23 protein-coding genes are annotated in these 24723 nt (G+C 70.4%); 15 read left to right on the top strand and 8 right to left on the bottom strand.

Translation table 11 applies throughout. The features are described 5' to 3' along the window. Positions 1-23 precede the first annotated feature (23 nt). A complete protein-coding gene (locus tag WAT24_RS07270) occupies positions 24-446 on the bottom strand; it encodes a DNA polymerase III subunit chi (RefSeq protein ID WP_336807165.1) in 423 nt (140 codons plus the stop codon). Between the two features lie 67 nt (positions 447-513). After that, the gene (locus tag WAT24_RS07265; protein WP_336807164.1) at positions 514-2007 is read right to left on the bottom strand and encodes a leucyl aminopeptidase; all 1494 of its coding nucleotides are present in this window, start codon (positions 2005-2007) and stop codon (positions 514-516) included. 91 nt (positions 2008-2098) lie between these two features. Here WAT24_RS07265 and lptF point away from each other — a divergent pair, with 91 nt between their 5' ends. Genes lptF through WAT24_RS07245 form a run of 4 tightly spaced genes read left to right on the top strand, consistent with a single transcriptional unit; the run spans position 2099 to position 5472 of the window. Beyond that, positions 2099-3211: an LPS export ABC transporter permease LptF gene (lptF, locus tag WAT24_RS07260; RefSeq protein ID WP_336807163.1), complete on the top strand. Its 1113-nt coding sequence runs from the start codon at positions 2099-2101 to the stop codon at positions 3209-3211. After that, entirely contained in the window at positions 3211-4308 is a 1098-nt protein-coding gene (lptG, locus tag WAT24_RS07255; protein WP_336807162.1) for an LPS export ABC transporter permease LptG, read from the top strand. The genes lptF and lptG overlap by 1 nt, the downstream gene beginning before the upstream one ends. Positions 4309-4345: 37 nt before the next feature. Then, on the top strand, positions 4346-4813 hold the full coding sequence (locus WAT24_RS07250) for an OsmC family protein (protein ID WP_336807161.1): 468 nt from the start codon (positions 4346-4348) through the stop codon (positions 4811-4813). Beyond that, positions 4810-5472: an HAD family hydrolase gene (locus WAT24_RS07245; protein WP_336807160.1), complete on the top strand. Its 663-nt coding sequence runs from the start codon at positions 4810-4812 to the stop codon at positions 5470-5472. Before WAT24_RS07250 ends, WAT24_RS07245 begins: the two co-directional genes overlap by 4 nt. Before the next feature lie 27 nt (positions 5473-5499). Here the strand turns inward: WAT24_RS07245 and WAT24_RS07240 are convergent, their stop codons facing one another. The 4 genes from WAT24_RS07240 to WAT24_RS07225 form a co-directional block, all read right to left on the bottom strand. Then, positions 5500-5682 carry a hypothetical protein gene (locus WAT24_RS07240; RefSeq protein ID WP_336807159.1) on the bottom strand — a complete coding sequence of 61 codons (183 nt, stop codon included), beginning with the start codon at positions 5680-5682 and terminating at the stop codon, positions 5500-5502. A 301-nt stretch (positions 5683-5983) separates the two neighbouring features. Continuing rightward, positions 5984-6700, bottom strand: a complete 717-nt coding sequence (locus WAT24_RS07235; protein ID WP_336807158.1) for a TVP38/TMEM64 family protein — start codon at positions 6698-6700, stop codon at positions 5984-5986. After that, positions 6697-7257, bottom strand: a complete 561-nt coding sequence (locus WAT24_RS07230) for a nucleoside deaminase (RefSeq protein ID WP_336807238.1) — start codon at positions 7255-7257, stop codon at positions 6697-6699. Before WAT24_RS07230 ends, WAT24_RS07235 begins: the two co-directional genes overlap by 4 nt. A 10-nt stretch (positions 7258-7267) precedes the next feature. Next, positions 7268-9031, bottom strand: coding sequence for a glutamine--tRNA ligase/YqeY domain fusion protein (locus WAT24_RS07225; protein WP_336807157.1), 1764 nt, complete (start codon positions 9029-9031; stop codon positions 7268-7270). 210 nt (positions 9032-9241) lie between these two features. Here WAT24_RS07225 and WAT24_RS07220 point away from each other — a divergent pair, with 210 nt between their 5' ends. The 3 genes from WAT24_RS07220 (at position 9242) to WAT24_RS07210 (ending at position 11052) form a co-directional block, all read left to right on the top strand. Then, positions 9242-9517 (top strand): putative signal transducing protein, encoded by a 276-nt coding sequence (locus WAT24_RS07220; protein WP_336807156.1) that lies wholly within the window; start codon positions 9242-9244, stop codon positions 9515-9517. After that, positions 9514-10428 carry a DMT family transporter gene (locus tag WAT24_RS07215; RefSeq protein WP_336807155.1) on the top strand — a complete coding sequence of 305 codons (915 nt, stop codon included), beginning with the start codon at positions 9514-9516 and terminating at the stop codon, positions 10426-10428. Before WAT24_RS07220 ends, WAT24_RS07215 begins: the two co-directional genes overlap by 4 nt. Positions 10429-10533: 105 nt before the next feature. Next, positions 10534-11052, top strand: a complete 519-nt coding sequence (locus tag WAT24_RS07210) for an adenine phosphoribosyltransferase (RefSeq protein ID WP_336807154.1) — start codon at positions 10534-10536, stop codon at positions 11050-11052. Here WAT24_RS07210 and WAT24_RS07205 read toward each other — a convergent pair. Next, on the bottom strand, positions 11046-11780 hold the full coding sequence (locus tag WAT24_RS07205) for a lysophospholipid acyltransferase family protein (RefSeq protein ID WP_336807153.1): 735 nt from the start codon (positions 11778-11780) through the stop codon (positions 11046-11048). The two genes, WAT24_RS07210 and WAT24_RS07205, sit on opposite strands and share 7 nt — an antisense overlap. Before the next feature lie 177 nt (positions 11781-11957). Here WAT24_RS07205 and clpB point away from each other — a divergent pair, with 177 nt between their 5' ends. Then, complete coding sequence (clpB, locus tag WAT24_RS07200; protein ID WP_336807152.1) at positions 11958-14549, top strand: ATP-dependent chaperone ClpB; 2592 nt, start codon at positions 11958-11960, stop codon at positions 14547-14549. A 487-nt stretch (positions 14550-15036) separates the two neighbouring features. Here the strand turns inward: clpB and WAT24_RS07195 are convergent, their stop codons facing one another. Next, positions 15037-17460 carry a TonB-dependent receptor plug domain-containing protein gene (locus tag WAT24_RS07195; RefSeq protein ID WP_336807151.1) on the bottom strand — a complete coding sequence of 808 codons (2424 nt, stop codon included), beginning with the start codon at positions 17458-17460 and terminating at the stop codon, positions 15037-15039. 224 nt (positions 17461-17684) lie between these two features. Between WAT24_RS07195 and WAT24_RS07190 the strand changes: the two genes are divergently transcribed. The 7 genes from WAT24_RS07190 (at position 17685) to WAT24_RS07160 (ending at position 24678) form a co-directional block, all read left to right on the top strand. Next, positions 17685-17975, top strand: a complete 291-nt coding sequence (locus WAT24_RS07190; protein ID WP_336807150.1) for an FmdB family zinc ribbon protein — start codon at positions 17685-17687, stop codon at positions 17973-17975. 144 nt (positions 17976-18119) lie between these two features. After that, positions 18120-19904, top strand: coding sequence for an aspartate--tRNA ligase (gene aspS / locus WAT24_RS07185; RefSeq protein ID WP_336807149.1), 1785 nt, complete (start codon positions 18120-18122; stop codon positions 19902-19904). Positions 19905-20022: 118 nt separating this feature from the next. After that, positions 20023-20661, top strand: coding sequence for an esterase/lipase family protein (locus tag WAT24_RS07180; RefSeq protein ID WP_336807148.1), 639 nt, complete (start codon positions 20023-20025; stop codon positions 20659-20661). A 167-nt stretch (positions 20662-20828) separates the two neighbouring features. After that, the gene (locus tag WAT24_RS07175) at positions 20829-21551 is read left to right on the top strand and encodes a YebC/PmpR family DNA-binding transcriptional regulator (protein ID WP_336807147.1); all 723 of its coding nucleotides are present in this window, start codon (positions 20829-20831) and stop codon (positions 21549-21551) included. A gap of 53 nt (positions 21552-21604) precedes the next feature. Further along, positions 21605-22156, top strand: coding sequence for a crossover junction endodeoxyribonuclease RuvC (ruvC, locus tag WAT24_RS07170; protein WP_336807146.1), 552 nt, complete (start codon positions 21605-21607; stop codon positions 22154-22156). Continuing rightward, entirely contained in the window at positions 22153-22752 is a 600-nt protein-coding gene (gene ruvA, locus WAT24_RS07165; protein WP_336807145.1) for a Holliday junction branch migration protein RuvA, read from the top strand. The genes ruvC and ruvA overlap by 4 nt, the downstream gene beginning before the upstream one ends. Before the next feature lie 9 nt (positions 22753-22761). Continuing rightward, on the top strand, positions 22762-24678 hold the full coding sequence (locus WAT24_RS07160) for a potassium transporter Kup (protein ID WP_336807144.1): 1917 nt from the start codon (positions 22762-22764) through the stop codon (positions 24676-24678). Positions 24679-24723 lie beyond the last annotated feature (45 nt).

Here is a 24723-nt window from a genome sequence, read left to right as displayed (position 1 = left end):
AGGCATCGCGAGCAAGCGCGCTCCTACATGTCGAACTTGGCGAGCTGGAAGCCGCGCTGCTGGTACTCGCGCCAGCGTTCGCGCGAGCCGGTGCGCTCGTCGGGATCGGCGGCGACCACCTCGAGCACGCGCTCGAAGCGGCCGTCGGGACAGCTTTCGCGCAGATTGATCAGCAGCGGGCGGTCGGGCGTGTCGATGCCGGGCGGCACGATCAGCACGGCGGTGTGCGCGTCGTCGTCGTCGCCGGCGAGCTGGTGCGGGATGTAGGCGTCCGGGTCGAAATCCCACAGCAATTCGTCGAGGGCCTCGGCCTGCTCGAAATCGCGCGTGAGGATCAGCGTCGGCTGCTGCGCGGCGTAGGCGCGACGCGCCAGCTCGCATACCAGCAGCAGTGGCTGCTCGCGAAAGCGCGGCTTGTCGATCAGGTAGAAGTCGGCGCGGGGCATGGTCGACTCGGACTCGGCAGCAAGGCGGGAGATCCGGCGCCGCGCGAACGGCGCCGGCGGTCGGGGCTCAGCCGGCCCGGTCGATCAGCCACTGCGCCAGCAGCGGCACCGGACGACCGGTGGCCAGGCCCTTGCGGCCCTCGTCCCAGGCGGTGCCGGCGACGTCCAGGTGGGCCCAGCGCTGGCCTTCAGTGAAGCGCGCGAGGAAACAGCCGGCGGTGATCGCGCCGGCGTTCTTGCCGCCGATGTTGGCGACGTCGGCGAAGCCCGATTCGAGCTGCGCCTGGTAGTCGTCCCACAGTGGCAGGCGCCAGGCGCGGTCGAGGGTGGCCTCGCCGGCGGCGAGCAGCTCGGCGGCGAGGTCGTCGTGCTTGCTCATCAGGCCGCTGGCGTGCTTGCCCAGCGCGATCACGCAGGCGCCGGTCAGCGTGGCGGCGTCGACGATGGTGTGCGGCTGGTAGGTCTGCGCGGTCCAGGTCAGCGCGTCGCACAGGATCAGCCGGCCCTCGGCATCGGTGTTGAGCACCTCGATGGTCAGGCCCGACAGGCTGGTGAGCACGTCGCTGGGGCGGTAGCTGTCGCCGTCAGGCATGTTCTCCACCGCCGGCACCACGCACACCAGGTTGATCGGCAGGCCCATCTTCACCGCCGCCACGAAGGCGCCGAGCACACCGGCGGCGCCGCCCATGTCGAACTTCATTTCCTCCATGCCCGGGCCCGGCTTGATGCTGATGCCGCCGGTGTCGAAGGTGATGCCCTTGCCGACCAGGGCGTAGGGCTTGGCGCCGTCCGCGCCGCCCTTGTATTCGAGCGCCACCAGCTTGGGCTTGTTGGCCGAGCCGCGGGCGACCGCCAGCAGCGAGCCGAAGCCGAGCCTTTCCATCTCCTCGTGGTCGAGCACGCGGCAGGCGACCTGGTCGTTGGCCTCGGCGAAGGCCTGCGCCTGCGCGGCGATGTAGGCCGGGTTGCAGATGTTGGGCGGCAGATTGGCCAGCTCGCGGGCGAAGCGCACACCCTCGGCGATGGCGGCCGCCTGGGCCAGGCCCGCCTGCGCCTCCTCGCCGGCGGCGAAGGCGACCGCTTTCAGTTCCGACAGCCCGTTCTTCTCGCGCGGCTTGAAGGTGGCGGTGTAGCGGTAGGCCGCGTGATCGGCGGCCAGCGCCGCGGTACGCACGCGCCAGCCGGCGTCGCGGCCGGGCACGTCCGCCTCGGTGAGGAACGACACCGCTGCGTCCACCGGCAGCTTGCCCAGCGCGCGGGTGGCCTCCAGGCAGATCTTCTGGAAGCGCGCCGCGTCGAAGCCCTTCTGCGCGCCCAGGCCCACCACCAGCACGCGGCGGGCGGCGATGCCGGGTGGCGCGTAGAGCACCGTGGCGGTGCCGGCCTTGCCATTGATGTCGCCGCTTTCGACCTGGCGCTTGATCGCTCCCTCGCTGGCGCCATCCACCCGCGCCGCGGCGCTGGTGAGCAGGCCGTTCTCGTAGACGCCCACCACCAGGCAGGGCGTGTCGACGGTTTCGGGGGAGGTACTGGCGGGAACCAGGCTGAACTGGAGCGTCATCGGATGGGGTCCTGCGAGTCGAAACGGGGACGGACCGGCTAGACTTGCGCTTTTGGCGCCGGAGCCGGTGCGAGACTTCCCATCCTATCGCATGCTGAGCATCCTCGACCGATACTTCCTGCGCGAGCTGGCCCAGACCGTGGCGGCCACCACCATCGTGCTCTTGGCGATCATCACCGGCACCACCTTCGCCAAGGTGCTGCAGCAGGTGGCCGGCGGCAGCTTCCCGGCCAGCGTGATGTTCCCGGTGCTGGGCCTGCGCACGCTGGACGGGCTGACCAACCTGCTGCCGCTGGCCGGCTTCCTCGGCGTGATGATGGCGCTGGGGCGCATGTACCGCGAGAGCGAGATGCACGTGCTGGCCTCCTCCGGCATGGGGCCGCGCGGACTGCTCAAGCCGGTGGCGCTGCTGGCCGGCGTGATCGTGCTGGTCACCGGCCTGGTGTCGCTGTGGCTGGGGCCGTGGGCGGTACGCACCGCCGACGCGCTGGTGGCCGAGGCCAACCGCTCGGTCATCGCGGCCGGCCTGGACGCCGGCCGCTTCACCGAGCTGCCCGGCAAGGGCGGGATCATCTTCGTCGATTCGCTGAGCCGCGACGGCAGCGTGCTGGGCAAGACCTTCGTCGCCACCGAAAGCGTGGACAAGGACGGCACCCGCCAGCTCAAGCTGGTCACCGCGGCGGGCGGGCAGCTGTACCAGGAAAGCAACGGCGAAGGCCGCTTCATGGCCCTGCACGATGGCTGGCAATACAAGATCCCGCTGGGCCGGGATGACTGGTGGCGCATGCAGTACCAGCGCAACGACGTGGCCCTGTCCGACGTGCAGTCCGACGAGGACGAAGATCCCGCCCACTCGCAGGGCAGCTGGGTGCTGGCGACCTCGGCCTCGCCCGACGCGCGTGCGGAGTTCGCCTGGCGCGTGCATGCCCCGCCGATGGCCTTCGTGCTGCTGATGCTGGCCCTGCCGCTGTCGCGGCAGAGCCCGCGCGAGCCGCGCTACGGGCGCATCCTGCTGGCGCTGCTGGGCTTCTACTTCTACTACCTGCTGCTGGCGCTGGGTCGCGCGCAGATCGGCAAGGGCCACTGGGCCAACTCGCTGCCGCTGCTCGGCGTGCACCTGCTGGCGCTGGGGCTGGCCGCCTGGCTGTTCTGGAAGCAGTACGCGCCGCGCAGGCCGCGCGGTCCGCGCAAGGCGGTGGCGTGATGCGGCTGGCGATCAAGCGGGTCGACCGGCTGGTCGGCGTCACGGTGCTCGGCTCGCTGCTGACCACCTGGCTGGTGCTGACCGGTTTCGACGTGGTGACCCAGTTGCTGCGCCAGCTCGGCTTCGTCGGGCGCAACGGCTTCACCACCTTCGACGCGGTCAGCTACGTGCTGGTGACGGTGCCACGCCGGCTCTACGAGTACTTCATCTTCGCGGCGGTGATCGGCGGCCTGATGGGCCTGGGCAGCCTGGCCGGCAACGGCGAGCTGACCGCGCTGCGCGCCGCCGGCATGTCGCGGCTGCGCATCGCCGCCTCCGCCGCGGGGGTGGTCGCCGTGCTGGTCGTGGGCGTCACCCTGATGGGCGAGACCGCCGCGCCCTGGGGCGACCAGAAGGCCCAGGCCATCCAGTTGCGGATGAAGGCGAACAACCTCGGCCTGTCGGGCAACACCGGGTTGTGGGCGCGCGACGGCAACCGCATCGTCAACGCCAAGGGCACGCTGATCCGCCAGGTCCAGGGCCACAACGTGGTGCAGCTGGCCGACGTGCGCGTGTTCACGCTGACGCCGGACGGCCAGCTCACCCGCTTCGACTGGGCGCGCACGGCCGAGCACGATGGCCGCGAGTGGATCCTCAAGGACGTGCGCAGTACCACGCTGGACGCCACCGGCACGCACTCGACCAGCACCGCGCAGCAGCGCTGGGATTCGCAGCTCAACCCGCGCGTGCTGGAACAGTCGATCATCCAGCCGCAGTACCTGCCGATGCGCGACCTGCATCGCAACATGACCTACCTGCAGCGCAACGGGCAGAACCCGGGCGTCTACGCGGTGACCTTCTGGGGCCGCGTGCTGTATCCGTTCAACACCCTGGTGCTGGTGCTGTGCGCGATGCCGTTCGCGTTCGGCGCGCTGCGCTCGGGCGGCCTGGGCAAGCGCATCTTCGTCGGCATCCTGCTGGCGATCGGCTGGTATTTCCTGCAGAAGGCGCTGGTCAACTTCGCCACCATCTACGGCGTGCCGCCGCTGCCGGCCAACCTGCTGCCGGCGGCCGTGCTGGCACTGGGGGCCTGGCTGTACTTCCGCAAGCGGGTATGAGGCCCGGCCCGGCGGGGCCGGCCGTAAGGAGACGCACATGGGCAAGCACACCGCCGAACTGCTCTGGACCCGCGGGGACCAGCCGTTCACCGACAACCGCTACAGCCGGCGCCACCACGTGCGCTTCGACGGCGGCGTCGGCCTTGCCATGTCCTCCTCGCCGGACGTGGTGCCCGAGCCGATGTCCGACGCGTCCGCGGCGGATCCGGAGGAAGCCTTCGTCGCCGCGCTGGCGAGCTGCCACATGCTGTGGTTCCTGAGCCTGGCCGCGCGCAGCGGATTCCGCGTGGACAGCTACCGCGACGCGGCGGTCGGCAGCATGGGCCGGGACGAGCGCAACCGTACCGTGATGCGCGAGGTCGTGTTGCGGCCGTGCGTGGACTTTTCCGGCGAGGCGGTACCCACGCGCGAACAGGTTCTTCAACTGCACCATGAGGCGCACGAGGCGTGCTTCCTCGCCAACTCGGTACGCTGCGAGGTCCGTTGCGAGCCGGTGTTCGCGTGAGCGCGCAACCGCCTGGCCTGGTGATCTTCGACTGCGACGGCGTGCTGGTTGACAGCGAGCCGATCGCCAACCGCGTGTTCGCGCGGATGCTGGCCGAGCAGGGGCTGGTCCTCACCCAGGCGCAGATGTTCGAGCTGTTCGTTGGGCGCACCATGGCCCATTGCCTGGCGCTGGCCGCGGAGCGGCTCGGGCGCCCCTTGCCCGCGGATTTCGAGGACGAGCACGACCGGCGCCTGTTCGCCGCGCTGGCGGCCGAACTCCTGCCCGTACCCGGCGTGGCGCAGGTGCTCGATGCACTGGCGGTGCCGTACTGCGTGGCCTCCAACGGCGCGCCCGATAAGCTGCGTTTCAGCCTGCGCCAGACCGGCCTGCTGCCGCGCTTCGAAGGCCGCGTGTTCAGCGCGGTCGAGGTGGCGCGGGGCAAGCCCGCCCCGGACCTGTTCCTGCACGCCGCACGGCGCCTGGGCGTGGCACCGGCGACCTGCGTGGTGGTCGAGGACAGCCCGGCCGGCGTCGCCGCCGGGGTGGCCGCCGGCATGACCGTGCTCGGCTTCGCCGCCGGCACGCCGCCGGCGCGCCTGCACGAAGCGGGGGCGCATCGGCTGTTCACGCGGATGGGGGAACTGCCGGCGCTGCTGGGCGTGCCGGTGTCCGCCTGAGGGGCGGCGACGCGGATGGCGGGGCGCTCAGAAGGTCACGCGCCAGACGTCCGGCGCGCCGTCCCTGCCGGGTTGCCGCACGACGCTCACCGGATCGGTGGTGCCGCTGTACTGCAGGTCCTGGCCGGCCCGAGCCGAGACGACCGGGGCCGTCGCGCCCGCCTGGCACAGCGGGCTCGGCGGCGCCGGACGGGCCGGGTCCAGGCTCACCCTGCAGCTGCGCAGGACGCTCGTCGAGACGGCCAGGTTGGCGCTGGCGGCGGCCGACGCCGGCAACGGACCGAGGCCCAGCGCCGATACCCATAGGGGGAACGCCGCCGCCCATGCCACCGCGCACCCCGTGTTCCTGCTGCCCATCCGGCCACCGTCGCTGCCCCACGCCGGGCGCGCTTCGGCGCCCGGCGTGACGAAAATGTGATCTGGTTCACATTCATCATAGCCGCAGGGCGTCGAGCCGGCGCGAGGACGCAGTGACGCAGCCCGGCGGGGCCTCGGAGTGGATGCCGATCGGCTAGCCGCTGGCGCGGTGCGCCGTGCGCCGGCGACGCACGAAGTGGCCGATCAGCAGCGGCAGCAGCGCCAGCAGCGCGATCGCACCCAGCGGCAGCAGCACCTCGCGGTGCAGGAACAGGCCCAGGCCGATGCGGTCGCTTTCCTGCAGAGCATGACCCAGGCCGGCGCCGATCGAGGTCTCGAAGATCAGCGCCACGGTGCCGCCCAGCCAGGTCGCGCCCAGGAACAGCCACAGCGGACAGCGCAACCAGGCCAGGCAGACCGTGATCAGTCCGAACGGCGCCACCGGCACGAAACGCAGGAACAGGGTGTAGCTGGCCGGGTGGCGCTCGAAGCCGTGGTGCAGGCGCTCGACCAGCGCCGGCGGGTGCCGGCTGCCGGCGCCGAAGGCATAGCGGCTGGCCAGGAACAGGATCAGCGAGCCCAGGGTCAGCCCGACCGAGGAATAGGCGGTTCCCTCGACCACGCCGAAGGCGAAGCCGCCGGCGAAGATGATGATCACCGTGCCCGGGATGCCGGTGGCCATCGCCAGCGTCAGCAGCCCGATGTAGGCCAGCCGGCTGAGCCAGGGGTGGCTCGCGATGGTGGCGTGCAATTCATCCTGGTGGGCGACCAGCTGCTCGGGATGCAGGCGGTCCAGCGCGCCGGAGGCGAACAGCATGATGCCCGCCGCGATCAGCAGCAGCAGGGGCAGGGCGGCGCGCAGCCGGCTCAATAGTGCGCCCCGTTCTGGCCGTACTCGGCGAGCACCGCGCGGGCCTCGTCGCGGCGGATGTCGCGACGCACGGCGATGCCGCGGCGCTCCAACTGCGCCACCCAGTCGGCCGGCAGCGGACCCTCGTCGAACGCGGTGAGCGATTCGACGTCCTCGCCGCGCGCCCCGATCAATAGCTCGTCGATGCCGGCCCAGACGGTGGCGCCGTAGCACTGGCAGCAGGGCTGCGCGCTGGTGGCCAGGATGAAGCGGCCGTTGCCGGGCGCGTTGAGGCGGAAGCTCGCCAGCCGCTGCTGGGCCAGCATGTAGGCCATCATCTCGGCGTGCGCGACCGAGCAGGCCTGTGGCACGACGCGGTTGATGCCGACCGACACCAGCCGTCCGTCCTCGTGGAACACGGCCGCGCCGAACGGCCCGCCGTGGCTGCGCGCCACGTTCTGGCGCGCCAGTTCGATGGCCAGGCCCACGCGCTCCTCGTCGCCGAGGTAGCGCTTGCTGGTGTCCGCCACCTCGCCGACCCAGGGCGGCAGGGTGAGATGCAGTTGCAGGGGAAGCAGCATCAGGCGCTCACGCCTGCCTGGCCCAGGTGTCGCGCAGGGTCACCGTGCGGTTGAACACCGGCGCGTCCGGGCGGTGGTCGATACGGTCGGCAACGAAATAACCCAGCCGCTCGAACTGGAAGCGCTGCTCCGGCTCGGCGTGCGCCGCCGCCGGCTCCAGCCAGCCTCGGCCCACGCGCTTGGCGTCGGGGTTGACGTGTTCGATCCAGCTCTTGCCGTCGCTCTCGTCGTCCGGCGCCGGCACGTTGAACAGGCGGTCGTAGAGGCGCACCTCGGCGGCCACCGCGTGGCGGGCGCTGACCCAGTGGATGGTGCCCTTGACCTTGCGGTCGGCGCCCGGGAGTCCCGCGCGCGAGTCCGGATCGAGCGTGCAGCGCAGCTCGACGATGTCGCCCGCCGCGTCCTTCACCACCTCGTCGCACCTGACGATGCCCACGCCGCGCAGGCGCACCTCGCCTCCCGGCACCAGGCGCTTGAATCCCTTGGGCGGCACCTCGGCGAAGTCGTCGCGCTCGATCCACACGGTGCTGGAGAATGGCACCTCGCGCGTGCCGAAGCTCTCGTCCTTCGGATGGTTGGCGAAGAGGAGCGTCTCCTCGTGGCTGCCCGGCAGGTTGGTGACGGTCAGCTTGAGCGGATCCAGCACGGCCATGCGCCGCGGCGCGGTGGCGTCCAGGTCCTCGCGCACGCAGTTCTCCAGGATCGCGTAGTCGATCACGCTGTTCTGCTTGCTGACGCCCAGGCGCTCGATCAGCAGGCGCAGGCCGGCCGGCGTGAAGCCGCGCCGGCGCAGGCCGCGCAGGGTGTTCATGCGCGGGTCGTCCCAGCCGTCGACCAGGCCTTCGTTGACCAGCTGCGCGAGCTTGCGCTTGCTGGTGATGCAGTAGGACAGGTTCAGGCGCGAGAACTCGATCTGGCGCGGCTTGGCGGGCCTGGCCTCGAGCCCGGCCTCGACCACCGACTGCCACAGATCCGGGTGCGCAGGCAGGTCGACGTTGTCCACGCACCAGTCGTAGAGCGGGCGGTGGTCCTCGAACTCCAGCGTGCACAGCGAATGCGTGATGCCTTCCATCGCATCGGACAGCGCGTGCGCGAAGTCGTACATCGGATAGATCGGCCAGGCGTCCCCGGTGTTCTGGTGAGCGATCCTGCGGATGCGGTAGAGCGCCGGATCACGCAAGTTGATGTTGCCCGAGGCCATGTCGATCTTCGCGCGCAGCGTCTTGCTGCCGTCGGCGAACTCGCCCGCGCGCATGCGCTGGAACAGGTCGAGGTTCTCCTCGATCGAGCGGTCGCGGTAGGGCGAATTGCGGCCCGGCTCGGTGAGCGTGCCGCGGTATTCGCGCACCTCGTCGGCGGAGAGATCGTCCACGTACGCCTTGCCGTCGCGGATCAGCTTGAGCGCGGCCTGATAGAACACCTCGAAGTAGTCCGAGGCGTGGCGCAGGTCGTGCCACTCGTAGCCCAGCCAGCGTACGTCGTCCTTGATGCCCTCGACGAACTCGGGGTCTTCCTTGCCCGGGTTGGTGTCGTCCAGGCGCAGGTTGCACCAGCCGCCGAACTCCCGCGCAATGCCGAAGTTCAGGCAGATCGCCTTGGCATGGCCGATGTGCAGGTAGCCGTTGGGCTCGGGCGGGAAGCGGGTGCGGATCGCCGCGTGCTTGCCGGAGGCCAGGTCCTCGCGAACGATCTGGCGCACGAAGTCCCGTTGCACCTGCTCGCCGGCGGCGGCGCTGGGGATGGTTTCGGCGGCGGGACTTTCGCTGGACATCGGTGCGGCTCGGGGCGGGCAGGGGTGGAAACCCGGGAGTTTACCCCGAGTTGCCCGCTGCCCAGCGCTCCGGGCTCGTCTTCCGCCCCGGAGCCGGTCTCCTTTCGAAGAGGCCGGAGCGCCAACCGGCCCTTCGAACCCGCGCGGCACCGCGGTACGGGCGCGGGCCGATGGCTTGCCGCTGTGCCCGGCCCGCAGTAGCGTGGCCGCATGCGCATCGCCTACCGAGCCGAAAGCCTGATCGACGCCCATCTGGTCAAGGATGCGCTGGAGCGCGAGGAGATCCCCGCGTTCATCTCCGGCGAATACCTGACCGGTGCGGTCGGCCAGCTGCCGGCCATCGACTACGTCGCGGTGATGGTGCCCGAATCCTCGGCCGAGCCGGCCGACGCGGTGGTGCGGCGGGTGCAGGCGCGACTGGCCGAGGCCCGGGCCGCCGCCGGCGGCTGGGACGGCGACGCGCAGCTGGCGACCGACACGCCGTGAGCGCCCGCGTTTTCGCGTCCGCGACGCCGCTGGCGCCGCCGGCGGCGATCGGCCGCATGGCGCTGGGCGCGGCGCTGCTGTCCAGCACCGGCATCTTCGTGGTGCTGGCGCAGGTGGCGCCGACCGTGTCGGCGTTCTACCGCATGCTGTTCGGTGGCACGATGCTGCTGGCCTGGGTCGCGCTGGGCCGGGGCTGGGTGCACGTCGGCTGGCGCGACGTCGCCCTCGCCCTGTTGCCCGCCGCGGGCTTCTCGCTGGACCTGATCTTCTGGCACCGCAGCATCCTGTGGGTGGGGCCGGGCGTGGCCACCTTGCTGACCAACTTCCAGGTGTTCCTGATGGCGCTGGTCGGCTGGCTGGCCTACCGCGAGCGGCTGGGCCGCGGGTTCCTGCCCGGCATCGCGGTGGCGTTGGCCGGGCTGTGGCTGCTGGTGGGCGCGCACTGGTCCCTGTTCGATGCGCAGCACCGGCTGGGCGTGTGGCTGGGGCTGGCCAGCGGCCTGGCCTATACCGTCTACCTGCTGAGTTTCCGCCGCGCCCTGTCCGGGCACACGGCGCTGTCGGCGGCGCAGTTCCTCGGGCTGATGAGCCTGCTGAGCGCGGTGCTGCTCCTGCTGTGGGGGCTGGGCGAGGGGGACACGTTCGCCCTGGCCAGCGCGCGCAACTGGAGCGCGTTGCTGGCGCTGGGCTTCTTCGGCCAGGTGCTGGCGTGGCTGCTGATGGTCCGCGCCATGCCGCAGCTGCCCGCCTCGCTGGTGGGCCTGCTGCTGTTGCTGCAGCCGGCGCTGGCGTTCGTGCTGGACGTGCTGCTGTTCCGTCGGCCCACGGCCGGCAGCGACTGGCTTGGCCTGGCCCTGGCCCTGGCCGGCATCCTGCTCGGCACGCTGCGGCGCGCCAGGCCGAAAACCTAGGAGCGGGCTTGCTCGCGATGCTCGGGGTGCCTTGCTCGTGTGCTCGCATCTGGGCCAAAGGCAGCGCGAGCAAGCTCGCTCCGACAAACAAGCTCGGAGGACCGTATGCATGAGCTCGAAACGCTGATCCGCGCCGTACCGGACTTCCCGCAGCCGGGCGTCGTGTTCCGCGACGTCACGCCCTTGCTGGCCGATGCGGGGGCCTTTGCGCGCTGCATCGACGCCCTCGCCGAGCCCTGGCTGGGCCAGGGCGTGCATGCGGTGTGCGGGATCGAGTCGCGCGGATTCATCTTCGGCGCGGCGCTGGCGCAGAAGCTCAACGCCGGCTTCGTGCCGCTGCGCAAGCCCGGCAAGCTGCCGCCACCGGTGGTCGGCATGGACTACGCGCTGGAGTACGGCCACGACCGGCTGGAGGTGCGCGCCGGCGCGCTGCAGCCGGGCGAACGGGCGTTGCTGGTCGACGACGTGCTGGCCACCGGCGGCACGCTGGCCGCAGCGCAGGCGCTGCTCGGCCGGCTGGACGTCGCCCTGGTGGGGGCCGCCGTGGTGATCGAACTGCCGGCCCTGCGGGGACGCTCGCGCTGGCAGGGCGAGGCACCGCTGCACGCGCTGCTGCGCTACTGAGCGCGGCCTTCCCCGAGCAGCGCCGCCACGGCGGCGCGGGCCTGCTGGGCGAGCGCATTGCGCTCGTGCGGCGTCATTCCCCGGGTCGGCAGCGGCTCGCCGATGCGCACCACGATGCGGCCCGGGCGCACGCGGAAGCCCGCGGCGGGCAACACCCTGCCGCTGCCTTCGATCGCCACCGGCACCACGCTCACGCCGGCCTCGATCGCCAGCTGGAAAGCGCCGCCCTTGAACGCGCCCACGCGACCGTCGCGGCTGCGCGTGCCTTCCGGAAAGGCGCACACGCTGGCGCCTGCGCGCAGCAGGTCGGCGGCGGCGCGCAGCCGCCGCGCGGAGCTGCGCGCACTGGACCGCTCGATGAACACCATGCCCATCGCGCGGGCGTACCAGCCCACGAACGGCACCTTCGCCAGCTCCTGCTTGAGCACGAAGCGCAGCGGTACCGGCAGCGCGCGGAACAACGCGCAGATGTCGATCATCGACTGGTGGTTGGCGACGAACACGTGCGGGCGCGCCCAGTCGACCTGCTCCAGGCCGTGGACCTCCAGCCGCGCGCCGGCCCCGTGCAGCAATCCCGGCGCCCAGCAGCGCGAAGCCATGCGCAGCGGCCAGTGGCATCCGCCGCTGAGCAGGCGCACCAGCAGCGCCAGGCAGATCCAGCCGGCGGTCCAGAGCAGCGTGAAAAGCAACTGCAGCGCGTTGTACAGCGTCCAGGCCAGACGGCTCATACGCGCGAACCGGAAGGTTTCATCACACGGCATCCCTGCGGGCGGATCGGAAAATGATACGGGTCAAGCCCCTGCGGCGAACAGGTGGCCCCGTCCGTCTTGAAGGCAGCTGAGACGCCCCTATCTCGTTCGCATCGCGGCGGGGGCCGCCCACGATTGCCCGAGGAATCCACGATCATGCGGATGGACAAACTCACCTCGCGTTTCCAGCAGGCGCTGGCCGACGCCCAGTCGCTGGCCGTCGGCCGCGACAACAACATCCTGGAGCCGGCGCACGTGATGGCGGCGCTGCTCGACCAGCAGGGTGGCTCGACCGCACCGCTGCTGACCCAGGCGCACGTCAACGTGCCGGCTTTGCGCGAGCGTGTCGGCGAGATCCTCGGTCGCCTGCCGCAGGTGCGCGGGCAGGAAGGCAACATCAGCGTCGGCAACGACCTGACCCGCGTGCTGAATCTCACCGACAAGCTCGCGCAGCAGCGCGGCGACCAGTTCATCGCCAGCGAGCTGTTCGTGCTGGCGGCGCTGGAGGACAGGGGCGAGGTCGGCGCCGCACTGAAAGCCGCCGGTGCCACCAAGGCGAACCTCGAGGCCGCGATCGAGAAAGTCCGCGGCGGCGAGAAGGTGCAGAGCGAGAACGCCGAGGACCAGCGCCAGGCGCTGGAGAAGTACTGCATCGACCTGACTTCTCGCGCCGAGAGCGGCAAGCTCGATCCGGTGATCGGCCGCGACGAGGAGATCCGCCGCACCGTCCAGGTGCTGCAGCGGCGCACCAAGAACAACCCGGTGCTGATCGGCGAGCCGGGCGTGGGCAAGACCGCCATCGTCGAGGGCCTGGCCCAGCGCATCGTCAAGGGCGAGGTGCCCGAGGGCCTGCGCGACCGCCGCGTGCTCGCGCTGGACATGGGCGCGCTGATCGCCGGCGCCAAGTTCCGCGGCGAGTTCGAGGAGCGCCTGAAGGCGGTGCTCAACGACCTGGCCAAGCAGGAGGGCCGGGTGATCCTGTTCATCGACGAGCTGCACACCATGGTCGGCGCCGGCAAGGCCGAGGGCGCGATGGACGCCGGCAACATGTTGAAGCCCGCGCTGGCCCGTGGCGAGCTGCACTGCATCGGCGCCACCACGCTGGACGAGTACCGCAGGTACATCGAGAAGGACGCCGCGCTGGAGCGCCGCTTCCAGAAGGTGTTCGTGGGCGAGCCGAGCGTGGAGGACACCATCGCCATCCTGCGCGGCCTGAAGGAGCGCTACGCGGTGCATCACGGCGTGGAGATCACCGACCCGGCGATCGTCGCCGCGGCGACGCTGTCCAACCGCTACATCACCGATCGCCAGCTGCCGGACAAGGCGATCGACCTGATGGACGAGGCGGCCAGCCGCATCCGCATGGAAATCGACTCCAAGCCGGAGGAGCTCGACCGGCTGGAGCGTCGCCTCACGCAGCTGAAGATCCAGCGCGAAATGCTCAAGAAGGAGACCGACGAGGCCTCCAAGAAGCGCCTGGCCGACCTGGAAAGCGACATCGACAAGCTCGAGCGCGAGTTCTCCGACCTCAACGAGGTGTGGAAGTCGGAGAAGGCCGCGCTGCAGGGCGCGACCAAGATCAAGGAGCAGATCGAGGCCGCGCGGCTGGAACTGGAAGCGGCCCAGCGCCGGCAGGACTACGCCAGGATGAGCGAGATCCAGTACGGCCGCCTGCCCGAACTGGAGAAGCAGCTCGCCGCCGCGCAGGCCGCCGAGAAGCAGGAGTTCAAGCTGGTGCAGGACCGCGTCACCGACGAGGAGATCGCCGAGGTGGTCTCGCGCTGGACCGGCATTCCCGTGTCCAAGATGCTCGAGGGCGAGCGCGAGAAGCTGCTGCACATGGAGGAGGCGCTGCACAAGCGCGTGGTCGGCCAGGACGAGGCGGTGCGCGCGGTGTCCGACGCGATCCGCCGCGCCCGTGCGGGCCTGTCCGACCCCAACCGGCCGTACGGCTCGTTCCTGTTCCTGGGGCCCACCGGCGTGGGCAAGACCGAGCTGTGCAAGGCGCTGGCCGAGTTCCTGTTCGACACGCAGGAAGCGATGGTGCGCATCGACATGAGCGAGTTCATGGAGAAGCACTCGGTCGCCCGCCTGATCGGTGCGCCCCCGGGCTACGTCGGCTACGAGGAAGGCGGTTACCTGACCGAGGCCGTGCGCCGTCGTCCGTACGCGGTGATCCTGCTCGACGAGGTGGAGAAGGCGCACCCGGACGTGTTCAACATCCTGCTGCAGGTGCTGGACGACGGTCGCCTGACCGACGGCCAGGGCCGCACGGTGGACTTCCGCAACACCGTGATCGTGATGACCTCCAACCTCGGTTCGCAGATGATCCAGGACGCAGCCGACGCGGGCGGCGACGCCGAGGAGCAGTACACCAAGATGAAGGCGGCGGTGATGGGCGTGGTGCAGGCGCACTTCCGTCCGGAATTCATCAACCGCCTGGACGAGCTGGTGGTGTTCCGGCCGCTGGAGAAGGCGCAGATCCGCGCCATCGCGAGGATCCAGCTGGGCTACCTGGAGAAGCGCCTGGCCGAGCGCGACCTCCAGCTCGACATCGGCGACGACGCGCTGGCGCTGCTGGGCAACGTGGGCTTCGACCCGGTGTACGGCGCGCGGCCGCTCAAGCGGGCGATCCAGCAGCAGCTGGAAAATCCGCTGGCCAGGGAGATCCTGGAAGGTCGCTTCACGCCCGGCAGCACCATCAAGGTGGACGCCCAAGGCGGCCACCTCGCCTTCCGGGCCGCCTAGCCCTTCGCGGGTGATTGGCCTGCGCCGTTGATGCCCTTTCCCCTCGTTGGGAAGGGGGCTGCCAGGGCGGGTGCTTGCGGTGGCAGCCGTTTGTCCGGTTACCCGCGGTGGCGTCTCGCTGCGCCTGCGCGACCCTGGGTCAGTGGGCTGGTTGCTGCCGGCTCGCTCCGACCGGGCAAGCGGCAGCAGTGAGCCCACGGGCAACCCGGGTCGCGGGAAGACCGCAAGGCCGCAAGACCAGCGCCACCCCAGAGCGCCCGTCCCTCACCCCGCGGGAGGGGGCGCCGAACGCATGAGCAGCGCCGTGGACATGCCGGCCAGCCGGTGGCGGCGGAAGCGGCTACAGGCGAACGTGCCGGCAGGCACGTTGCGCAGGGCGGCGAGCCAATCGCGCGACGGCGCGAGCACGCGCCGCAGCCGCGAGTACCCCCTCACCCCGCCTCCTCTCCCCGGCGGGGAGAGGAGGCCAAGGCGTGGCTCTGCGGCGTTACCAGCTGTAGCGCACCTTGCCGTACACGTAGGTGCCGTTGAAGCCGAACGGCGAGAACACCGTGTAGGGCAAGGTGCCGTTGTTGTCGTTCGCCGCAATCACGCGGTCGGGGTAGGTGTCGAACAGGTTGTCCGCGCCGACGGTGAAGGCCCAGCGGTCGAGCGTGTAGTTGAGGGCGAGGTCGAACACCCACTTGTGGTCGAAGGTCTGGTCCAGTGCCGGGTTGGTGGAGTTGTACGAGGTGAAGCTGCCGTAGCGGGTCAGCGTGCTGTCCAGGCTCCAGGCGCCGTTGGTGTAGAGCCAGTTGAAGATCAGCTTGCTGCGCGGGGTGGTGTCGGCCAGCAGGCCATACTGGTCGCGCCGGTCGATGCGCTTGAAGCTCACGCCCAGCGCATCCAGCACCGCCGGGTTCGGGCGCACGTCGGTGACCTCGTTCTTGTTGTAGTTGTAGCTCACCGTGCTGCGCAGGTTGGCGCCGTCGCCCACGTCGAACAGGTAGCTGCCGACCAGGTCGATGCCGCGCGTGCGCGTGTCCACCGCGTTGGTGAAGTAGGAGATGCCGCTGAAGTTGGTGTTGGTGATGCCGTTGGCGGCCAGGTAGTCGCGCACCGCGGGCGAGGTGGTCGAGATCGTGCTGGACAGCGTGATGCGGTCGCGGATCCTGATCTGGTACACGTCGGCGCTGAGGTCCAGCCCGTCCACCGGGCTCCACACCGCGCCGAAGGTGAGGTTGCGCGACTTTTCGGGCTTCAGCGGCTCGCCGCCCAGCAACGCGGCGATCGGGCTGGTCGAGGACACCAGGCCGGTGTTGTAGATGCCCGCCGGCAAGCCCAGCGAGTTGCCCGCGCCGAAGTACAGCGACGAGGTGTACGAGTAGAACTGCTGGGCCAGCGACGGGGCGCGGAAGCCGGTGGAGGCGCTGCCGCGCAGGGCGAAGCGGTCGGTGAAGTCGAAGCGCCCGGCCAGGGCGCCCGAGGTGGTGGTGCCGAAGTCGGAGTAGTCCTCGTGGCGCACCGCCAGCGAGCCGCCCAGGCGGTCAGTGAGGTTGGTTTCCAGGCTCACGTACTCGGCCACGTCGTGGCGGCTGTGCCCGCCCGCGTTGGCCGGCTGGTAGCCGCCGAAGCCCTGGGCGCCGCCGGAGAAGCCTGAGGTGCCGGTGTAGTAGGAGGGCAGGTCGCCGGCCCGGATGCGGTAGCTCTGGCGCAGGTATTCGGCGCCGAAGGCCAGCGTCACGTCGTTCGGCAGCCAGCCCACCGAGAGGTCCTTGGCGATGTCCACGTCAAGCGCCTGCTGCGCGGCGTCCAGGATGCCGTCGTGGAAACGCGTCGGGGTCGTCCCGAAGTCGTTGAGATAGGCCCGGTTGAGCGTGTTGGAGGTGGCGTAGGAGACGCGGTTGCCGCCGTAGTTGCCGCTGACGTCCCAGCGCCAGCCACCGGAGGTCTTGCCGCGGACGCCCGCCACCAGCGAACGGTCGGTGGAGTCGGCGTTCTCCAGCGGCAGGTAGCCATTGGGGTAGATCGAGGGCACCGCGTTCTTGTTGTCCAGGTTGCGGAAGAACGCCGGCGAGATGGTGTCGCGCTTGCCGTAGTGGCCGAACGCGTAGAGCTGCGCGCCGCCGAGGTCGTACTGCCCGTTCATCATCAAATTGCGGTCGGTCACCGCCGGATCGCCGTAGCGCTGGGTGATGCCGTCCTGCGGACGCAGGCGGTTGGGGCCGGCGCGGTTGGTGTAGTCCTGGTGGCCGGCCTGCGCGGTGAAGCGGATCCAGCCGGCGTCCGACAGCGGGATGCCGGCGTTGGCGGTGCCCTGCCACTGGCGGCCGTCGCCGGCCGAGTACTGTCCGCCGGACAGGCTCACGTCGCCGCCCTGCGCGCCCTTTTTCAGCACCACGTTGATCACGCCGGCAATGGCGTCGGAGCCGTACTGTGCCGAGGCGCCGTCGCGCAGCACTTCGATGTGATCGATCGCGTCGATCGGAATGGTGTTGAGGTCCACCGCCTGCGAGCCGCGGCCCAGCACGCCGTTGGTCAGGATGATCGCGCCCGGATGCCAGCGCTTGCCGTCCACCAGCACCAGCACCTGGTCCGGCGACAGACCTCGCAGCTGCGCCGGGCGCTGCGAGTCGGCGGTGTCGGCGGCGGAGGGGCGCGGGAAGGTGAGCGAGGGGATCACCCGCCCCAGCGCGGTGGCCAGTTCCGAGGTGCCGGTCTGCTTGAGCAACTGCGCGGACACCACGTCGACCGGCGTCAACGAGCTGTTTTCCGTGCGGTTGTCGGCGCGCGTGCCGGTGACGATCACGGTGCCCAGGTTCTTGGCGTTCTTCGTGGCCGGGGCGGTGTCCTGCGCCTGCGCGGCGGTGCAGGCGAGCAGCAAGGCCGCAGGAAGCAGGGCCAGGCGGGGAAGGCGGTGCGAGTGCTTCACGGGAACTCCTGTGGCGAGGGAGAGGGTCCGAAGGTGTCCGGCGGACGTATGGATGTCCAATCCGCGCGTGCCCCGCGGGCGAGGCGAATGCCGCGCGAGCCTCGGGGCAGGCTACTCCGCACGCCCGGCTCCTGCCAAGGCGGGCGCGGCATTGAAATCGCGACGGACGACTCGATAATGCGCAGCAGATGAATTTGGGGCCCTGCGCCCGGAGTCTTCACGCCATGCCCATCTACGAGTTCGAATGCGCCCAGTGCGGCCACCGCTTCGACCGCCTGCAGAAAGTGTCCGACCCGGACCCGTCCGACTGTCCCTCCTGCGCTGCGCCGCGCGTGCAGCGCCGGGTGAGCGCGCCCTCGTTCCGTCTCGCCGGCAGCGGCTGGTACGAGACCGACTTCAAGAAGGATGGCGACAAGAAGCGCAACCTGGCCGGTGACGGCGAGGCCAAGGCCGCCGCCCCCGCGCCGGCACCTGCGCCGGCCAGCGAAAGCAAGGCCGCCGCCGGCGCGAGCTGATTCCCGGGCCCGAATGCAGGAGCGGGCAAGCTCGCTCCTGCGCGGGCGTCCGGGATTCGGCGGTGCCGCGAGGCGCCGCGGCGGATGCTAAAATCGCCCGTTCGCACGCCTTTCGGCACCACGCTCCCGGAGTTTCCCCTACCTATGCGCACGCACTACTGCGGCCTCATCGACGAGTCGCTGGTCGGCCGGACCGTCACCCTGTGCGGCTGGGTCAACACGATCCGCCTGCAGAGCCACGTCGCCTTCATCGACCTGCGCGACCACGAGGGCATCGCCCAGGTGGTGGTCGAGCGCGAGAACGCGGATGCCTTCGCGGTAGCTGGCGGAGTCGGCAACGAGTACTGCCTGAAGGTTACCGGCACGATCCGCGAGCGCCTGGCGGTCAACGACAAGCTCAGGACCGGCACGGTCGAGCTGCTGGCCGACACCGTCGAGGTGCTCAACGCGGCGAAGGACCTGCCCTTCGCGCTGCACGAGAGCCCGAACGAGGACCTGCGGATGACCTACCGCTACCTCGACCTGCGAAGGCCGCAGATGCAGCAGATGATCCGCACCCGCATCCGGCTGGTGCAGGCGCTGCGCCGCTACCTGGATGCGCGCGGCTTCCAGGACGTGGAGACGCCGATCCTGACCAAGGCGACGCCCGAGGGCGCGCGCGACTACCTGGTGCCCAGCCGCGTGCATCCGGGCCAGTTCTATGCGCTGCCGCAGTCGCCGCAGCTGTTCAAGCAGATCCTCATGATGGCGGGCTTCGACCGCTACTACCAGATCGCCCGCTGCTTCCGCGACGAGGACCTGCGCGCCGACCGCCAGCCGGAATTCACCCAACTCGACCTCGAGTTCGCCTTCGTCGAAGAGAAGGACGTGCAGGACTTCGTCGAGGCGATGATCCGTCACGTGTTCAGGGAAGTGATCGGCGTGGAACTGGCCGATCCGTTCCCGCGCATGACCTATGCCGAGGCCATGCGCCGCTTCGGCTCCGACAAGCCGGACCTGCGCATCGCGCTGGAACTGGCCGACGTGGCCGACGCGCTCAAGGGCGTCGAGTTCAAGGTGTTCGCCGAGCCGGCCAACGATCCGGCCGGCCGCGTGGCAGCGCTGCGCGTGCCGGGCGGTGCCGTGCTCTCGCGCAAGGATATCGACGGCCTGACCGAGTACGTCGCCAAGTACGGCGCCAGGGGGCTGGCCTGGATCAAGGTCGAGGACCGTGCCAAGGGGCGCGCGGGCGTCAGCTCGCCGGTCGCCAAGTTTCTCGACGAGGCGGCGCTGGAAGCGGTGCTGGCCGCCACCGGCGCGCAGACCGGCGACATCGTGTTCGTCGGCGCAGGCAAGTGGAAGACGGTTTCGGACTTCATGGGCGCGCTGCGCCTGAAGGTCGGCAAGGACCGCGGCCTGGTCGAGGCGGGCTGGAAGCCGCTGTGGGTCACCGACTTCCCGATGTTCGAGTACGACGAGGACGAGCAGCGCTATGTCGCCCTGCACCATCCGTTCACCGCGCCCAAGGTCGACGACATCGCCGATCTCAGGGCCAACGCGGCGACCGCGGTCAGCCGCGGCTACGACATGGTGCTCAACGGCAACGAGATCGGCGGCGGCTCGATCCGTATCCACCGCCCGGACATGCAGAGCGCGGTGTTCGAGCTGCTCGGCATCGGCGCGCAAGAGGCCGAGGCCAAGTTCGGCTTCCTGCTCAAGGCGCTCAAGTTCGGCGCGCCGCCGCACGGCGGTCTGGCCTTCGGCATCGACCGCATCGCCGCGCTGATGGCCGGCACCGAGTCGATCCGCGACGTGATCGCCTTCCCCAAGACCACCAGCGCGCAGGACCTGATGACCGACGCGCCCTCGCCGGTGGCCGAGGCCCAGCTGAAGGAACTGCACGTGGCGGTGCGGGGCGGCGAACGGGGCGCAGGGAGCGGGGAACGGTAGGCTGCCCGTTTTTCCTCCGTCCCGCGCGATCTGGAAGCCCGGTGGCAAACGGGCGCAGCTGGCAGCGAACATCATGTTCCCGGTCCCCCCTTCCCCGTTCCCGGCCTAGCCCCAGCCCATGCCCGAACACGTCATCCTGCTGCACGGCCTGTGGATGCGCGGTTTCGCGCTGGCGGTGCTGCACCGGCGGCTGGCCGTTGCCGGCTTCGACGTCCACCGCTTCGACTACATGAGCGTGGTGGCGCCGCAGGAACGCATCCTGGAGCGGCTGCGCAAGCGCATGCAGCGCTACGCGCCGGGACCGGTGCACCTGGTCGGTCACAGCCTGGGCGGGCTGCTGGCCCTGCTGGCCTGCCGACAGGCCGACGGTTTGCCGCCGGGGCGGATCGTCTGTCTCGGCTCGCCGCTGAAGGGCAGTGCCGCCGCGCGCGGCTTCGCGGGCTTCGGCCACGGCGGCGAGGCGCTGCTGGGCCACAACCGCGACCTGCTCGAGCACGGCATGCGACGCTGGGAAGGGCCGCGCGAGGCCGGCATGGTCGCCGGCCGCGTGCCGATCGGCCTGGGTGCCATGCTGACGCACATCGAGGGGGAGCACGACGGCACGGTGGCGGTGGCCGAGACGCAGCTGCCCGGCCTGACCGACCACTGCGTGGTCGAGACCAGCCACACCGGCCTGCTGCTGTCCGTCGACGCCGCCCGCCAGGCGGCCCACTTCCTGCGGCACGGGCGGTTCGCCGACGGCTCGGCCTCCGAGTAGGAGCGAGCTTGCTCGCGGTGCTTTTCGCTTGGCCGCCGCTGGCGTCGGTCAAAACCAAGCGCATCGCGAGCAAGCTCGCTCCTCCAGCTCGCGTTGGCGGGGTTTGTCGGGCGCAGGCCGGGTTGGAGTAAAATCGCCCGCTTGTTCACAGTTCAGGTTTGCCTGCCATGGGTAGAGGCCCTTCCATCGAAGGTCGCAAGAACGCCGAAGACGCCAAGCGCGCCAAGGTGTTCACCAAGCTGATCCGCGAAATCACCGTCGCCACCCGCGCCGGCGTCGCCGATCCGGCCGGCAATCCGCGCCTGCGCGCGGCGGTGGACAAGGCGCTGGCCGCCAACATGTCCAAGGACACCATCGAGCGCGCGATCAAGCGCGGTTCGGGCGCCGAGGGCGCCGGCGAGGAACTGCGCTACGAGGGCTACGGTCCCGGCGGCGTGGCGATGATCATCGAGTGCTTCACCGACAACCCCATCCGCACCGTGGCCGACGTGCGCCACGCGCTGACCAAGCACGGCGGCAACCTGGGTACCTCCGGCTCGGTGGCGTTCCAGTTCACCCGCTGCGGCGAACTCACCTTCGCCACCGGCGGCGACGAGGCGGCCGAGGAGCGCGTGCTGGAGGCGGCGCTGGAAGCAGGCGCCGACGACGTGGTCAATGAACACGGCGAGAGCACGGTGATCTGCGCGCCGGAGAACTTCGAGGCCGTGCAGCAGGCGCTGGCCGACGCCGGCCTGGTGGCCGCGCACGCCGGCGTGGGCATGCGTCCGAACAACCGCGTGGCGGTGCCGGACGAGGCGATCGAACCGCTCACCGACCTGCTCGAGCGCCTGGACGCGCTGGACGACGTGAGCGAGGTCTATCACAACGCCCTGCTGCCCAGCGATGGCTAGCTTCCGGGCCGGCGCCTTCGTCCGTCGCCGGCCGCGTGCCTGAGTCCGCCGCCGTGTCCGCCTCCCATGCCCGGCCCCTGTCGCCCGGCTGCCGCATCCTCGGCATCGATCCGGGCAGCCAGCGCACTGGCGTGGGCATCATCGACGTGGACGCACTGGGCAAGCTCACGCACGTCTTCCACGGCGCGCTGGCGGTGGCCGGCGAGGACACCTTCCCGCTGCGCCTGAAACGCATCTTTGACGAGCTGGCGGCCATCATCTCGGAGCACCGCCCGGCCGAATGCGGCATCGAGCGGGTCTTCATGGCGCGCAACGCCGACTCCGCGCTCAAGCTCGGCCAGGCGCGCGGCGCGGCGATCTGCGCCGTGGTCAGCCAGGGCCTGGCCGTGCACGAATACGCGCCGACGGAAGTGAAGCAGGCCGTGGTCGGCAGCGGCCGCGGCGACAAGACCCAGGTGCAGCACATGATCGGTGTCCTGCTCGGCATCAAGGGGCCGCTGCAGCCCGACGCGGCCGATGCGCTGGCGATCGCGGTGACCCATGCGCACACGCGCGCCAGCCTGGCGCGCGTGTGCATTCCCCGGACGGCGTGGAGAAGGCGATGATCGGACGACTGCGCGGCATCCTGGTTTCCAAGCAGCCGCCCTGGCTGCTCGTGGACGTCGGCGGCGTCGGCTACGAGCTGGAAGCGCCGATGTCCACCATCTACGACCTGCCGCCCACCGGCAAGGAAGTGACCCTGCTCACCCACTACGCGGTGAAGGAGGACAGCGTCGCGCTGTACGGTTTCCTGCACGAGGCCGAGCGTGCGCTGTTCCGCAATCTGCAGAAGGTCTCCGGCATCGGCGCGAAGATCGCGCTGGCGGTGCTCTCGGGCGTGTCCACCGGCGACTTCGCGCGCCTGGTGCAGGCCGGCGACGTGGTCGCGCTGACCAAGATTCCCGGTATCGGCAAGAAGACCGCCGAGCGCATCGTGGTCGAGCTGCGCGACCGCGTCGAGGGCCTGGGCGTCAGCCTGCCCGGGCTGGCCGGCAGGAGCGCGGGCGCGCCGCTGGACCCGGCCGGCGAGGCCACCGTGGCCCTGCAGCAGCTCGGCTACAAGCCGGCCGAGGTGACCCGGCTGGTCCAGAAAGTCACGGCCGAAGGCGACGACGCCGAGGCCATCATCCGCAAGGCGCTGCGCGCCGCGCTGGGCGCATGAGCGAGACAGATGAACGATACGACGCATAACCGACAGCCGCCGGTCGAGGCCGCCGAACAGCTGCACGGCAGCAAGGCGGCGCTGATCGTCGGCGCGATCGGGGTGGTGTTCGGCGACATTGGCACCAGCCCGCTGTACACCATCGGCGAGGTGTTCCGTCCGGAGTACGGGCTGCACCCGTCCGAGGCCACCGTGCTGGGCGTCCTGTCGCTGGTGACCTGGGGCCTGATCAGCGTGGTGGCGCTGAAGTACGTGACGCTGGTGATGCGCGCGGACAACCGCGGCGAGGGCGGCATCATGGCGCTGATGACGCTGGCCCAGCGCGCGGTCGGCGGTTCGCCGCAGGCGCGCCGCGTGGTCATGCTGATGGCCCTGCTCGGCGCGTCGCTGTTCTTCGGCGACGGCGTGATCACGCCGTCGATCTCGGTGCTCTCGGCGGTCGAGGGCCTGGAAGTGGTCGCCCCCGCGCTCGAGCACTGGGTGGTGCCGATCGCGGTGCTGGTGCTGCTGGGCCTGTTCTGGCTGCAGAAGCACGGCACGGCCAGGGTCGGCGCGCTGTTCGGGCCGGTGATGCTGGTGTGGTTCGTGACCCTCGCCGCGATCGGCGTGTGGAACATCGTGCAGGCGCCGGACGTGCTGCGGGCGCTGTCGCCGTGGTACGGCATCCGCTTCTTCATGTCGCACGGGATCATCGCCTTCATCGCGCTGGGCGCGGTGGTGCTGTGCGTGACCGGCGCCGAGGCGCTGTACACCGACATGGGCCACTTCGGCCGCTTTCCGATCCGTGCGGCCTGGTTCTTCTTCGTGATGCCGGCGCTGCTGCTCAACTACTACGGCCAGGGCGGCCTGCTGATGCACAACCCGCAGGCGCTGGAGAACCCGTTCTACCACTCGGTGCCCGAGTGGGGACGCTACCCGATGATCGGACTGGCCACCGCGGCGACCGTGATCGCCTCCCAGGCGGTGATTTCGGGGGCCTTCTCGGTCACCCGCCAGGCGATCCAGCTGGGCTTCGTGCCGCGCATGCAGGTGATCCACACCTCGACCGAGGCGATCACCCACATCTTCCTGCCCTGGGTGAACCGCGCGCTGATGGTGGCGGTGATCCTGACCGTGGTGGGCTTCGGTTCCTCCCGGGCGCTGGGCGGCGCCTACGGCATCGCGGTGACCGGCACGATGGCGATCGACACGCTGCTGGTGATGCTGGTGGCCTGGCGCATGTGGCGCTGGAGCCTGGGGGTGGTGATCCCCCTGACGCTGGCGATGCTCTGCATCGACCTGGGCTTCTTCGGCGCCAACACGCTGAAGATCCCCGACGGCGGCTGGTTCCCGCTGGTGCTGGGCCTGCTGCTCTTCGCCATCATGACCACCTGGCGGCGCGGGCGCGAACTGGTGGTGCGCGAGATCAAGCAGGGCGGCCTGGCGCTGGCTCCGTTCATCCAGAACCTGGCCGAGCATCCCCCGCTGCGGGTGCCGGGTACCGCGGTGTTCCTCACCGCCAACTTCACGGCGGTGCCGCACGCGCTGCTGCACAACCTCAAGCACAACAAGGTGCTGCACGAGCGCAACGTGATGCTCACGGTGAAGATCCTGGAGACGCCGGTGGCCGAGGCCGACGAGCGCGTGGAGATCACCCCGATGGACGGTGGCTTCTACGGCCTGGAGCTGCGCTTCGGTTTCGCCGAGGACCCCAACATCCCGCAGGCGCTGTCGCTGTGCAGCCGGGAGGGGCTGCCGTTCGACCTGATGGACACGACCTTCTTCCTCTCGCGCGAGACCATCGTCGCCGACGCGCATCGTCCCGGCATGGCGCTGTGGCGCGACAAGCTGTTCGCGTTCCTGGCCCGCAACGCGCTGCCCGCCACCGCGTTTTTCCAGATTCCCGGCAACCGGCTGATCGAGCTGGGGGCCCAGGTGGAGATCTGACGAGGCGGGAAACGGGGAGGGGACGGATGCGGTAGCGCGCGCTTG

This window comes from Fulvimonas yonginensis, assembly GCF_037137055.1.
GTDB lineage: Bacteria > Pseudomonadota > Gammaproteobacteria > Xanthomonadales > Rhodanobacteraceae > Frateuria_A > Frateuria_A yonginensis.
This window is presented reverse-complemented; position numbering and strand designations above follow the sequence as displayed.